Annotated in this window: 12 protein-coding genes; 8 read left to right on the top strand and 4 right to left on the bottom strand. The window is 45.8% G+C overall.

The window, feature by feature from the left end:
• A partial coding sequence (locus tag Q1B11_RS04250; RefSeq protein WP_299728102.1) for a hypothetical protein occupies positions 1 to 377 on the top strand: 377 nt, incomplete at its 5' end.
• Positions 378 to 426: 49 nt separating this feature from the next.
• Here Q1B11_RS04250 and Q1B11_RS04255 read toward each other — a convergent pair.
• The gene (locus tag Q1B11_RS04255; protein ID WP_299728105.1) at positions 427 to 1,278 is read right to left on the bottom strand and encodes a thymidylate synthase; all 852 of its coding nucleotides are present in this window, start codon (positions 1,276 to 1,278) and stop codon (positions 427 to 429) included.
• Positions 1,275 to 2,132, bottom strand: coding sequence for a prolipoprotein diacylglyceryl transferase (lgt, locus tag Q1B11_RS04260; RefSeq protein WP_299728108.1), 858 nt, complete (start codon positions 2,130 to 2,132; stop codon positions 1,275 to 1,277). Before lgt ends, Q1B11_RS04255 begins: the two co-directional genes overlap by 4 nt.
• A gap of 219 nt (positions 2,133 to 2,351) precedes the next feature.
• Between lgt and Q1B11_RS04265 the strand changes: the two genes are divergently transcribed.
• The gene (locus tag Q1B11_RS04265; RefSeq protein ID WP_299728111.1) at positions 2,352 to 3,722 is read left to right on the top strand and encodes a L,D-transpeptidase family protein; all 1,371 of its coding nucleotides are present in this window, start codon (positions 2,352 to 2,354) and stop codon (positions 3,720 to 3,722) included.
• 11 nt (positions 3,723 to 3,733) lie between these two features.
• Here Q1B11_RS04265 and Q1B11_RS04270 read toward each other — a convergent pair whose 3' ends face one another.
• The gene (locus tag Q1B11_RS04270) at positions 3,734 to 4,516 is read right to left on the bottom strand and encodes a sulfite exporter TauE/SafE family protein (RefSeq protein WP_299728114.1); all 783 of its coding nucleotides are present in this window, start codon (positions 4,514 to 4,516) and stop codon (positions 3,734 to 3,736) included.
• A 152-nt stretch (positions 4,517 to 4,668) separates the two neighbouring features.
• Here Q1B11_RS04270 and Q1B11_RS04275 point away from each other — a divergent pair, with 152 nt between their 5' ends.
• The 4 genes from Q1B11_RS04275 to Q1B11_RS04290 all read left to right on the top strand — a co-directional run bounded on the left by Q1B11_RS04275 (position 4,669) and on the right by Q1B11_RS04290 (position 10,082).
• A complete protein-coding gene (locus tag Q1B11_RS04275; protein WP_299728119.1) occupies positions 4,669 to 4,950 on the top strand; it encodes a hypothetical protein in 282 nt (93 codons plus the stop codon).
• 202 nt (positions 4,951 to 5,152) lie between these two features.
• Positions 5,153 to 7,075: a PrkA family serine protein kinase gene (locus tag Q1B11_RS04280; protein WP_299728122.1), complete on the top strand. Its 1,923-nt coding sequence runs from the start codon at positions 5,153 to 5,155 to the stop codon at positions 7,073 to 7,075.
• 189 nt (positions 7,076 to 7,264) lie between these two features.
• On the top strand, positions 7,265 to 8,554 hold the full coding sequence (locus tag Q1B11_RS04285; RefSeq protein ID WP_299728125.1) for a YeaH/YhbH family protein: 1,290 nt from the start codon (positions 7,265 to 7,267) through the stop codon (positions 8,552 to 8,554).
• Positions 8,541 to 10,082: a SpoVR family protein gene (locus Q1B11_RS04290; RefSeq protein WP_299728128.1), complete on the top strand. Its 1,542-nt coding sequence runs from the start codon at positions 8,541 to 8,543 to the stop codon at positions 10,080 to 10,082. The genes Q1B11_RS04285 and Q1B11_RS04290 overlap by 14 nt, the downstream gene beginning before the upstream one ends.
• Before the next feature lie 25 nt (positions 10,083 to 10,107).
• Here Q1B11_RS04290 and Q1B11_RS04295 read toward each other — a convergent pair whose 3' ends face one another.
• Positions 10,108 to 10,974 carry a cation diffusion facilitator family transporter gene (locus Q1B11_RS04295; protein ID WP_299728131.1) on the bottom strand — a complete coding sequence of 289 codons (867 nt, stop codon included), beginning with the start codon at positions 10,972 to 10,974 and terminating at the stop codon, positions 10,108 to 10,110.
• Between the two features lie 359 nt (positions 10,975 to 11,333).
• On the opposite strand from Q1B11_RS04295, the gene Q1B11_RS04300 reads away from it, so the two are divergent.
• Positions 11,334 to 11,639 carry a cold shock domain-containing protein gene (locus Q1B11_RS04300; RefSeq protein WP_299728134.1) on the top strand — a complete coding sequence of 102 codons (306 nt, stop codon included), beginning with the start codon at positions 11,334 to 11,336 and terminating at the stop codon, positions 11,637 to 11,639.
• A gap of 294 nt (positions 11,640 to 11,933) precedes the next feature.
• Positions 11,934 to 12,611 (top strand): DUF2726 domain-containing protein, encoded by a 678-nt coding sequence (locus tag Q1B11_RS04305; protein WP_299728137.1) that lies wholly within the window; start codon positions 11,934 to 11,936, stop codon positions 12,609 to 12,611.
• Positions 12,612 to 12,682: the final 71 nt, after the last annotated feature.

Consider the following 12,682-nt stretch of genomic DNA (forward strand, 5'->3'; position numbering starts at 1 on the left):
TATCAGAAATTGATCGCTGGTGCTTTTTTTCATTAAATCAGTTCATTTTTTACCCACAGATATCCCTGAAGAGCCAACTTTTAAACACGTTGAAAATCGATATGTTCGATGGCTGTAAAAGCAATAAAGACCGGACATCAATTTTTGAAGTAATGATGCAGACCATGTTAATTCAGGATCATGCCAGCAAAAATGGCTACAACCTTAAACAGAACGAACTGGTCCCAGAAAATTTTATGGTGCAGGCAGGTCACATAAAAATTCAGGAATTAAATACTGCCATACCAGGGTACAGAATTGACAAAACAACAGGAGAATCAATGGACAAAAACATCTATAAAGCATTGATTCGCAATAGTTTAAGCATTGGCTGGTAGCCTCCCATCAAAACAACAAGGAGGCCAAAATAAAGAGGCGATTGATTAACTATACCGAAAATGGATAGGCAATCGGCTCATGATGCTGATAACCTTTAACCTCAAAATCATCCACTGTCACCCAGCTCTCTATGTCTTCCAGAGACTTTATATCAGGATTTATACTGAATTGAGGCGATGGATAAGGCTCCCTTTTCAACTGAACTTCTTTCATTAACATCAGCTGATCTTCATAAATATGCGCATTCACGATTTTATGGTACGCCTTACCAGGCTGGTGCCCGGTAATTTGCGCCATGATGGCAAGTAACGCATACACTTGAACCTGATTAAAGTTCAGCCCTAGAGGCACATCACAGGAGCGCTGATAAGACGTCAAATACAGTGTATCACCCAAAAGAGAGAAGGTATGGGTGTGCATACATGGGCGCAAACACCCAAGGTCAAACTCGCCAGGATTGTAAAACGTCAATATCTCACCACGGTCGTCTATACCCTGACTCAGGTTATTGACGATTTTACGTAACTGATCAACATGACCACCTTCCGGTTTTTGCCAGGCTCTCGCCTGTACTCCGTAAACACGCCCCATATCATCTTCACCTTTACGGTTCGGGTTCGCCAGCCAGCTGTCGTTTTCATTGGCATTAGCATTCCAGGTATTGCAACCGATAGCCCGGAATTGTTCAGCGCTGTCATAGCCCCGTAAATAGCCCAGAAGTTCTGCAATGGCTGCTTTCCAGAAGCTTTTCCTGGTTGTGATCAGAGGAAACTGATTGCCAGCCACATCGTATTCGAGGTCTGCATTCACTACTGTGAGGCAACGCTTACCCGTTCTTTTATTTTCAATCCAGACACCGTCATCCACAATGCGCTGGCATAATTCCAGATACTGTTTCATTTTTTCTTCGATCCAGCCTTTGTCTGTTTTTTCAACCAGAGCGCATCATCGCTGTTCATACCATCCACCAGCGGATATTGTCGAGCGCCCCACACCATAAAGAAAATGCCCAATGCCACCATCGGCAAAGACAACAACTGTCCCATAGTCAGCCAATCAAACGCGATAAAGCCTAACTGCGTATCCGGCTCGCGAACAAATTCAACAAGAATCCGAGCCAATCCATAAATGAGCAGGAAGAGCCCTGAAACAGACATTCTTGGCCTTGGTTTTGCTGAAAACCACCAAAGGATAGAAAAAAGAACAATGCCTTCCAGGAAAAATTGATAAAGCTGAGATGGATGCCTGGCCAACTGAGTCGGATCTGAAGGAAAAACCATAGCCCAGGAAACATCCGTCGCCCTTCCCCACAGCTCACCACCAATAAAGTTCCCAATGCGTCCTAAACCCAAGCCGAGGGGAACCAATGGCGCGATAAAGTCCGTCACCTGAAAGAAAGACTTCCCCTGTGAACGGCCATAAAGCCACATAGCCACTAAAACACCTAAGAGGCCGCCATGGAAAGACATTCCCCCATCCCAGACCTTTAACAGCCAGAGTGGGTCCCTGAGAAAATAATCAAAGTTATAAAACAGCACATAACCAGCGCGCCCACCGAGGACGACACCCACGGCACCATAAAATACCAGGTCACTCACCTGCTCAGGCTTCCACAAGCCATTGGAGGTTTTCGCTCGGTAGCTCCCCAGCCACAAGGCCATGGAAAACCCTGCCAGGTACATCAGACCATACCAGTGAACGCTCAGTGGCCCCAGACTAAAGGCAACAGGATCTATTTCGGGATAGGCAATCACAAACCGGTTCCAGCAATCATTTGAGTAGTGCTCCAGTGTAACAAGGTATCCGCCCGAGGAGCCAGTAAACAGGTGGCACCCTGAATTCAACAGCTGGCACCTGGCCATTTGCCGGAACCGGAATCAACGGCTTAATTGGTGAGGACACAGGAAATAAACCATTAAAAAATAAGCTGTTATTTTGACGTTTATCGGTATTTTGCAGTTACAGAGGATGTTATGCGTCGATTATTTATCGCCTTTATCGCAGTGGTGTATTCACTGCTCAGCCAGGCCAGTCAGGAATCCGAAAGGAAAGAAGCTCTTCAATGGTTATCTGAGCTTCCGGAGCACGGCATTGATGTTCAGCCAAAGCATTGGCAACTGATTGGTAACACCCCTACCAAAGACCAAATTCGTGAAGTGGTGAATCTTTACACTTGGTATATGGATGCCGGTATTCTTAACCGGCATTACTATCAGCCGGGATGGACCATCAAAGACGTGGCTACCACCCCAACATATTCAGGCCTTACTCCACCTCTGGATCGTATCAGCCCGGATATCCCTGAATACAAACATCTGATCAAAGCGCTTAAACAATTACGCAACTGGAAAAGAAACGCCTACAGCCTATTTCCTAACGACTTCATACTGTTCGATGGCGACAGTCACTCAAGCATCAAGTTGCTTAATCAATGGCTGGAAAATCTGGATCTCGCGGATGATTTGCCAGACGACGTTTACACTCAGGTTCATAAAGATGTACTCACGGAAGTTCAGCTAAGGTTCAAATTGGTTCCCGATGGACGTCTGGGCAATATGACCCGGCAGGCACTGTTATCTATTACTAATGAACGCATCAGAACGGTAAAAGCCAATATGGAACGTTTACGCTGGCTACCCAGAACGCTTCCATACCCAAGAGTCTGGGTTGATATTGCCGGCTACACAACCCGCTATCAACGCAACCCTAAAGACAGCACCACTCACAAAATCATTATTGGTGTCCCCCACAAGCAAAGTCCCATTTTGCAAAGTGAGATTGAAAAGATAACCATCAACCCAACCTGGAAAGTCCCTCACAGCATCGCCAAGAGCCTACTTAAGAAAGAAAAGCAAAATCCGGGTTTTTTTCTAAGGGAAAAATTCAAGGTATACAAAAGCTGGGATGACAACAGTCCGGAAATTGCTCCAGACTCAGTAAACTGGAAAGCGGTAACCCCCAAATCTTTCACTTATCGACTTGAGCAACAACCGGGTGAACTTAACCGCCTAGGGCAGTTTAAGCTGGGCTTTAAAAACAGCTTTGGTGTTTATTTACACGACACTGACAAGCCTGAATTATTTGAAAAAGAGCGAAGAGCATTTAGCTCAGGGTGTATCAGAGTTCATCATGTCAAGGCTCTGGTTGAAACCATTGCTAAAGAACAAGGGCTCGCCAGTGAATTGAAGGCAGCCTTAAACGGTAACTATTCCGATACGCTTGAGCTCAAGAAAAAAATACCGGTCTACACCGTGTACTTTACCGCCTGGCCCGATAAGAATGGCCGCGTGCGCTTCCGGGACGATATCTATCAACTGGATAACGCCTTGATCAGCGAATTTTAGCTGGCTATTTTTTAGATAACCAACTGTACTCCAACAACCACCAAAAGAATGGCAAACAGTTTCTGCAGTTTTTCTGCGGGTAAATTATGAGCCAATCGAGCACCTAATCTCGCAAGAAATACACTGGTGACTACAATACCGATAAAAGCTGGCCAATAAACGTACCCTGTCGTCATGTCAGGCAGTTGTTGATTTCCCATTCCCAATATCATGTTTGATGCAGAGCCCATCACGGCAATCGGAAGCCCGCAAGCAGCTGATGTTGCAACGGCTTTTTGCATGGTCAGACCAATCCGACGCAAAAACGGTACGGACAATGTCCCTCCGCCAATTCCGAACATACTGGAAATACCGCCAATCACAACACCTGCAATCACGAGAAGTGGCTTACCGGGAAACCTGCCACCTTCACGAACCTTAAAGCCGAACCACATTTTTGCAGACACACCGATCGCAAAAATACCAAACAGTGTTTGGAGAAAGTGCCCGCTCAGATTTACCGCCGTATAAGCACCTAAAAAAGCACCCATTAAAATACCAACACTGACTATTGAGAATAGCTTCCACTGCACCGCATGTTCTTCCTGATGCGCTTTAATTGAACTCAGTGACGTCACAATCATTGCGGCCAAAGAAGTACCAACCGCCATATGAGTCAGCACTTCGGGTGCAAACCCCTGCAGTTTGAAACTATAAATCAGAGCAGGCACGATAATCAGACCACCACCGACTCCAAACAATCCAGCAGTTAACCCTGCGCTGGCACCCAGCAGGAGATAAAGAAGAATAAGCATGCAAGTGAACCTATCAATAACAATAATTTGTCGTTTTTTTAACCTGTACTATTATGGATGAATAGTATTAATCAACTGAAAAGAAATCACTGGTCATTATTTTAGATAATCTAACCACCAAAGTGCTGTTCTAGCTTTTTTAAGGTGTCGTGATGCAATCAAAGACTCTAGATACAGAAGAGTTAGCAATATACTTCTCCAAATACATCGAGTCCCATATTTCACAAAAAATTCTGGAAGAAGCTACTTATTTGAATATCGACTTGGAGCACATACTTGAAGAGTGCCTAGCCAAGCAAATTAATGAGACAGAAGTGGTTCAGAAAATAACCAACGCCTGTGAGTTGAAGAGACAAATAATTTATAACAACCTGATTGATAACTATCAAATAATACCAGTAGGAATCAGAGACTGCTACAAGAAAAGCATGTAAATTTTGGAAAATAAAATCAATCCAATCCGCCACTTTTCACACCTACATCTTTATCTCTTTTTGTCTATAGACTTTTGCTATCAAAGTGTTCTATAAGTATTTTAAGCATGCATATTTATAGACCGACCGTCGTTCAATAATTCCGCCCTTCAAGGGTGATGTGTATGCCAACTCCGATTTACCGGCTAGGTGGGAGATAAACATGTCAATATTTGCACAATATCAGAAGAGATATGAAGCCGTTCAACAAGAAGAGATGAGCCTCAAGGAGTACCTGGAACTCTGCAAAACCGATCCCGGGGCCTATGCCAATGCCGCAGAACGGATGCTGCAGGCCATCGGTGAACCGGAAGTCGTTGATACAGCGCGCGATCCACGATTAAGTCGGATCTTTTCTAACAAATTGATTAAACAATACCCGACGTTTAAAGACTTCTACGGCATGGAAGAAGCCATCGAACAGATAGTTTCTTATTTTAAACACGCAGCCCAAGGGCTGGAAGAAAAGAAACAGATTCTCTATCTGTTAGGCCCTGTGGGTGGTGGTAAATCTTCACTGGCTGAAAAATTAAAACAATTGATGGAGCGTGTGCCTTTTTATGCCATTAAAGGTTCGCCCGTTTTTGAATCACCCCTTGGGTTATTCAACCCCGATGAAGATGCAGGCATTCTGAAAGAAGAATACGGGATTCCAAGTCGCTATCTGAAATACATCATGTCGCCCTGGGCGGTTAAACGACTCAATGAGTTTGGTGGTGATATTTCGCAATTCCGCGTGGTCAAACTTTACCCTAGCCAATTGAATCAAGTGGCTGTCGCCAAAACAGAACCTGGCGATGAAAACAACCAGGATATTTCCAGTCTGGTAGGTAAAGTCGATATCCGTCAGTTGGAAGAATATTCTCAGGACGACCCAGATGCTTACAGCTTCTCTGGTGCACTCTGTCGTGCAAACCAGGGCATTATGGAATTTGTTGAGATGTTCAAGGCACCTGTAAAAGTGCTGCATCCATTACTGACCGCAACCCAGGAAGGCAACTACAACAGCACCGAAGGCCTGGGCGCAATTCCCTTTGAAGGTGTTCTGCTGGCACACTCTAACGAATCCGAGTGGCAAACCTTCCGTAACAACAAGACCAACGAAGCCTTTATTGACCGGGTAAACATCGTCAAGGTGCCTTACTGCGTTCGTGTCAGTGAAGAGGTGCATATCTATGAGAAGTTGCTGGAACACAGCTCTCTGAAAGATGCGCCTTGTGCACCGGACACGCTGAAGATGCTGGCTCAATTTACGACACTGTCTCGTATCAAAGACCCGGACAATTCTTCCGTCTACTCCAAGATGCGTGTGTACAACGGTGAAAACCTGAAGGACACCGATCCAAACGCTAAGCCTTTGCAGGAATACAGAGACATGGCGGGTGTTGATGAAGGCATGAACGGTCTTTCTACCCGTTTTGCCTTCAAGATTCTGTCCAAGGTCTTCAACTTCGATCCGACCGAAGTGGCTGCCAACCCGGTTCACCTACTTTATGTTTTGGAACAGCAGATTGAACAGCATCAGTTCCCGGAAGAGATCAACGATAGGTATCTGTCGTTTATTAAAGAATACCTGACGCCCAAGTACATTGAGTTCCTGGGCAAAGAGATTCAGACCGCTTATCTGGAGTCTTACTCTGAATACGGCCAGAACATCTTTGACCGTTACATCACCTATGCGGATTTCTGGATTCAGGATCAGGAATACCGTGATCCGGATACCGGCCACATTCTGGATCGTTCTGCACTCAGCGAAGAACTTGAGAAGATTGAGAAGCCTGCGGGCATTGCCAATCCTAAGGACTTCCGAAATGAAGTGGTGAATTTTGTCCTCAGAGCAAGAGCCAACCACGACGGTATGAACCCAAGCTGGCTCAGCTACGAGAAGATGCGTTCTGTCATTGAGAAGAAGATGTTCTCCAATACAGAAGATCTGCTGCCCGTTATCTCCTTCAATGCGAAGGGCTCGCAGGATGACCAGCGCAAACATGCGGACTTTGTCTCCCGAATGGTTGCCCACGGTTATACCGAAAAACAGGTTCGCCTGTTGTCAGAGTGGTATATCCGGGTTCGCAAATCCCAGTAACTATTGATCCCGCCCATTGATTTGGGCGGTGCGATCCATACCCAAAGAGTTTGGAGTTGCTACGCGGCAGCAAACGAACGAAGCCCGGGAGCTTAGATCAACTAAGTGACCGGGGTGAGAGAGAGCAGCTAACAAAGTAGCAGCTTCAAAGACGACGGGTATAAACAATAATTATCGGGAGAGCGTCTTATGAGCATCATAATCGACCGACGCCTCAACGGAAAAAAGAAGAGCACTGTCAACCGACAGCGTTTTCTGAGGCGATATCGCGGTCTGGTAAAAGAAGCAGTACAGGATGCTGTGGATCAGCGCTCCATTACCGACGTTGATAGTGGCAGCAACATTACCATTCCCAAGAAAGACCTTAGTGAGCCTTTCTTCCATCATGGTCAGGGTGGTCACCACGGCCATGTGCATCCGGGAAATAAAGAGTTTAATTCCGGTGATCGTATTCAGCGCCCACCCGGTGGCGGTGGTCAGGGCACCGGTGATGGCGACGCCAGCAACAGCGGCGAAGGTGCCGATGATTTTGCCTTCCAGATCAATCGGGATGAATTCCTTGAATACCTGTTTGATGACCTGGAACTGCCAAACCTGGTTCGTAAAGAGCTGAAAGACAGCACAGATTACAAACTAAAAAGAGCGGGTTTCACTACTGCCGGCTCTCCAGATCGGCTCAATGTTATCCGTTCATTGAAAGCGGCTCATGCTCGCCGTATTGCGCTTTCAGGCAAAGATCGAAAAATCGTACGACAACTGAAGCGTGAACTGCGGGAAATGGAAGTCAATCCTGAGGAACTGGACCAGCAACGGGCCAGAGTGATTCGGGAAGAGATTACGGTTCTCAACAAAAAGTTGAAGCGCACACCTTTTATTGATGATTTCGATCTGCGTTTCAACAACATGGCGAAAGTGCCACAACCTTCCAGTAAAGCCGTGATGTTTTGCGTCATGGATGTTTCCGGCTCCATGACCCGGGACATCAAAGACATGGCCAAGCGCTTCTTTTTGCTGCTTTACCTGTTTCTGGAAAGAAACTACGAAGCCGTGGAAGTGGTGTTTATACGACACCACAGTGAAGCCCGTGAATGCGATGAGCAGGACTTTTTCTACGCCCGGGAAACCGGCGGCACCGTGGTATCTACCGCACTGAAACTGACCGATGAAATCATCCGTGAACGCTTCCCCACCAATGAGTGGAACATCTATATCGCCCAGGCTTCTGATGGCGATAACTGGGAAGCCGACTCCAGCAAATGTCGCGACATTATTCTGGAAAAACTGTTGCCGGTTTGTCAGTACTATTCCTATGTGGAGATCACAGACCGTCACCACCAGAATCTCTGGTATGAGTATAAAGATATAGAGCAGGCAAATTCGGGCCATTTTGCCATGCAGCAGATTCGGGGATACTCGGATATTTACCCAACCTTCCGCCGTCTATTTGAGAAAAAGGAGGGAAGCCATGCTGGAAGCTAAAGCGCCTGAACAAGAAACCAGAAAACGAAAAGAGCCGTTGTCTGTCGGCTCGGATTGGACTTTCGAACTGCTGGAAACCTATGACCGGGAGTTTGCGCGCCTGGCAGACAAGTTCCGACTGGATACTTACCCCAACCAGATTGAAGTCATCAGTTCTGAACAAATGCTGGATGCCTACTCTTCTGTGGGTATGCCATTAATGTACAGTCACTGGAGCTATGGCAAAACATTCCTGAGTAATCAGCAGAATTATCAACAAGGTCGCATGGGGCTTGCCTACGAAATTGTGATCAATTCGGACCCCTGCATTGCCTACCTGATGGAAGAGAACACTATGCCCATGCAGGCATTGGTCATTGCCCACGCTTGTTATGGTCACAATTCTTTCTTCAAAGGCAACTACCTTTTCCGACAGTGGACGGATGCCAGCGCCATTATTGATTACCTGCTGTTCGCCAAAAAATACATCTCTCAATGTGAAGAGAAGCATGGCATCAGCGCGGTAGAAGATATTCTGGATGCCTGTCATGCGCTGATGAATCAGGGTGTAAACCGTTATCAGCGGGCAACACCCATGTCTGCAGAGCAAGAAAAAGCACAGGCAGAGGAACGGGCAGAATACATACAACGGAACCTGAATGATCTCTGGCGAACCATTCCTGTTCGTGAAAGCGAGATTGAAAGGCAGGAGAAGCGTTTCCCAAAAGATCCGGAAGAAAACATTCTCTATTTTATTGAGAAGAATGCACCGTTACTGGAAACCTGGCAGCGGGAAATCATCCGAATTGTTCGCAAGGTAGCTCAGTACTTTTATCCACAGCGCCAGACACAGGTGATGAACGAGGGCTGGGCCAGCTTCTGGCACTACAACCTGATGCATGAGATGTACGATGAAGGGCTGATTACCGAAGGCTTCATTATGGAATTTCTGCATTCTCACTCCAGTGTCGTTTTCCAGCCAGAGTTTGATGACCCACGTTACAGTGGTATCAATCCATACACTCTGGGCTTCAATATCTTCCGGGATATTCGCAGAATCTGTGAAGAGCCGACAGATGAAGACCGTGAATGGTTCCCGGATCTTGCCGGAACCGACTGGTTGGACGCTGTGCATTTCGCCATGCGCAATTTTAAAGATGAAGGGTTTATTCTGCAGTACCTGTCGCCTAAGGTCATGCGGGATATGCGTCTGTTCAGCATTGATGATGACGAGATCAACCCTTACCTGGAGATTGATGCCATCCATGATGACAGCGGCTATCGCCAGCTGAGAGAAAATCTGGCAGCTCAATACAACCTCGGAAACAGGGAACCCAACCTTCAGGTGTACAACGTTGATGTGAGAGGCGATCGCTCACTAAAACTTCGACACTATATGCACCAAGGACGACCGCTGGAGGAGAAAAGCACGAACGAGATCATGAAGCACATACATCGTCTTTGGGGCTTTGATGTGAAGCTTGAGTCTGTGGACACTCAGGATCTTGTGCAATACGAGTTCAGTCTTCCAGACCCTTCTCAATCGTAACGCTCAGCTGCAGGACTGACCGTATTCAGTCCTGCAGAAATCTAGTTTCCAATACCGTATTTTTGATCCCATAACGCTGGCTTAGTAATGCTCTGACATTCTCTTTAATCAATTCCTGATCCTTAGCCCTTAACAGGATTTGGGCATCCAGATAGACATGCCTGTCGTCAAGCTGCCAGATATGCAGCTGCTCTACCTGCTCAATGCCATCTAACGCTCCAATCTTTGATTTGACTCGATCAATATTGATACCTTTTGGAACCCCCTGCATCAGAATACTAATGCAACGCCTGAACAATTTTGTGCCATTGAACAGCACATATATTGAAATGCCCAGCGTCGCAATCACATCAAAAATATGCAGCTGATAATTAATCATTAACACCGCGGCAATAATAACCACGAGAGAAGCTACAGAATCAGAGGCACTGTGAATAAAAACCGCATTAATATTGATACTGCCTCGAGCACCGGTCAGATACGTCAGGACGGCCGTTGCCGTATTGACCAGCAAAGCGACACCGGCAATCCAGAGCACAACCCAGCCATCAACATCCGCAGGAGAAAAGTATTTCTCAGCCGCTTCAACGATCAGATAGACGCCCACTGCCAACAAAATCAAACTGTTTGCCAGACCACCAAGAATATCTGCACGACAATAGCCAAATGTCATGTGTGAATTCGGAGCTTTACGCCCAACCTTTCTGGCGATCAAAGCCAGCAAGATAGAGCCGGAATCACCAAGATTGTGCAACGCATCGGCTATCAAACAAAGACTGCCCGACAAACTGCCACCAAGCATCTGAACGACGCTTAACGCCAATTTTATGATAATAGCGACGCACAATTTGCTGTCATTATCCCCAGCACAATGATGAACGTGTTCTGTCATCAATACTTTCTCTTGGTGAAAGGAGCTAGTAATTCTAGTTCGCCAGTAAAATTTGACACTCGAGATGCAGCAAAAAACCACATAAATAATTAGCGTTCAATCGATTGCTTGGCTTTTTATGAGAAATCAGAACATAAAGCCATACCAACACTGTTAAAAAGGCAATTTATGATGTTATATTGTAAATTCCCTTCGCATGTAGACTGATAGATCAACCCCGACTCAGTCAGAAATGGAGGGATAAAGTGACACGGAAGACACTTTTGAAAAATAACAATGAATAACCAAAAAAAACAACAACAAGGGTTGCAGTTTCTCAGCAGTTCCTTCAATGTAATATTTGAAGGTAAATAAGCTGTATGGAAGCGACCAAGAAGGAAATGGAAGCTATGCTGGTAGGTACAGTCAAATGGTTCAACAACCCAAAGGGTTATGGCTTTATTCAGGCCATGGAAGAGACAGAGAATCAGGATGTTCTGATCCATTATTCTGTCATTGATATGGAAGGCTTCAAGACTCTGAAAGCTGGCCAGGTTGTCAACTTCGAGATTGGACACGGCCCCAAAGGGCTTATTGCTACAAAGGTTGTGCCGGATGGCAGTAGCAACACTGATGAAGCATCTTCAGGCTCACCAGCCACTCAGGAAGAGTCCGTTTCTGCCTGACAGCATAAAAGTGCTCAGACAGTAACTGAAAGGGTATTTCTCCACAATGATCATCCTTAATGAATAGTCATTGTGGAAATATCCCTATTATGAAAAGAGAATAATAGTGACTATTATGTCCTGTCAGATATGCAACAACTGGCAAACCTGACAACAAATAGCCATCAATCGATTTTCTTTTGGCGATTTTCTTTTGGCCATTGTCTCACCGTTTCAGCCTTGCATGTCTTCATACCCGCTTACGCTTTAAAATAAGTGGATTATTGATTCATAAATCCAAAACAAGGTAGTACAGTGCAGCTGGACAACGTATCACTTGCTCTTTCGGGCGTTTTTTTTCTATCCTTTCTTACTGCGCTCTTCTGGCTCTACTCAAGATCCATCACAGCCACCGTTCGCCAACAACTTTTTGATAACGAAAAACGTGCTTTTCTGGGTCAACTGGATATAGCTGTCCATCGTCATCTTTTGATTCTGCCATCCCTTCCTGTGATCGATGTTCTTGAAACCAGCTGGCTAGACAAGTTGTCTCTTACCCTCCGTGCTCAAAGGTATCAGCGCTTTGATTTTACGCTCTACCATCGTAAGAACATGGAAATTGGTTGTGTTATAAACCTGATACCTTACCGTCAAAAGCAAACCGCCAAAAAATACCGGGTCTTGCGCCAACTGTGTAAGTCCGCCGATTTGCCACTACTGGAATATGAAGCAAAACCCTGGAGAGACATAACAGAACTTAGCCGAACTGTTCTTTCCAGTTGTGGCCTTGAAGACAATGATAGTCTCAACTTTGAAATCACCGCCCCCAGAGAAAAAGTGAGAGAAGTAAAAGCAATTATCGATCCAAACTGCCCGAAGTGCAAAAAGTCCATGAAGCTGAAAACGCTGACCTCTGGACCAAAAGCCGGCTTAGAATGCTGGATATGCACCAACTACCCAACCTGCACGGGGGCGAGAAAAGTGCATAGCTAAAGCAACAACGAACAAAGGCCAGTAAGCATTACTGGCCGTAGAGCACCTGTTCAACAGCACCTATTCAAAAA

Origin of the sequence: uncultured Endozoicomonas sp., assembly GCF_947495845.1 — a bacterium.
Taxonomy (GTDB): domain Bacteria; phylum Pseudomonadota; class Gammaproteobacteria; order Pseudomonadales; family Endozoicomonadaceae; genus Endozoicomonas.

Coding starts and splice junctions, on each gene's coding strand:
- Q1B11_RS04255 (WP_299728105.1), bottom strand. CDS start 1,278: ATGAAACAGTATCTGGAATTATGCCAGCGCATTGTGGATGACGGTGTC.
- Q1B11_RS04265 (WP_299728111.1), top strand. CDS start 2,352: ATGCGTCGATTATTTATCGCCTTTATCGCAGTGGTGTATTCACTGCTC.
- Q1B11_RS04270 (WP_299728114.1), bottom strand. CDS start 4,516: ATGCTTATTCTTCTTTATCTCCTGCTGGGTGCCAGCGCAGGGTTAACT.
- Q1B11_RS04275 (WP_299728119.1), top strand. CDS start 4,669: ATGCAATCAAAGACTCTAGATACAGAAGAGTTAGCAATATACTTCTCC.
- Q1B11_RS04280 (WP_299728122.1), top strand. CDS start 5,153: ATGTCAATATTTGCACAATATCAGAAGAGATATGAAGCCGTTCAACAA.
- Q1B11_RS04285 (WP_299728125.1), top strand. CDS start 7,265: ATGAGCATCATAATCGACCGACGCCTCAACGGAAAAAAGAAGAGCACT.
- Q1B11_RS04290 (WP_299728128.1), top strand. CDS start 8,541: ATGCTGGAAGCTAAAGCGCCTGAACAAGAAACCAGAAAACGAAAAGAG.
- Q1B11_RS04295 (WP_299728131.1), bottom strand. CDS start 10,974: ATGACAGAACACGTTCATCATTGTGCTGGGGATAATGACAGCAAATTG.
- Q1B11_RS04300 (WP_299728134.1), top strand. CDS start 11,334: ATGGAAGCGACCAAGAAGGAAATGGAAGCTATGCTGGTAGGTACAGTC.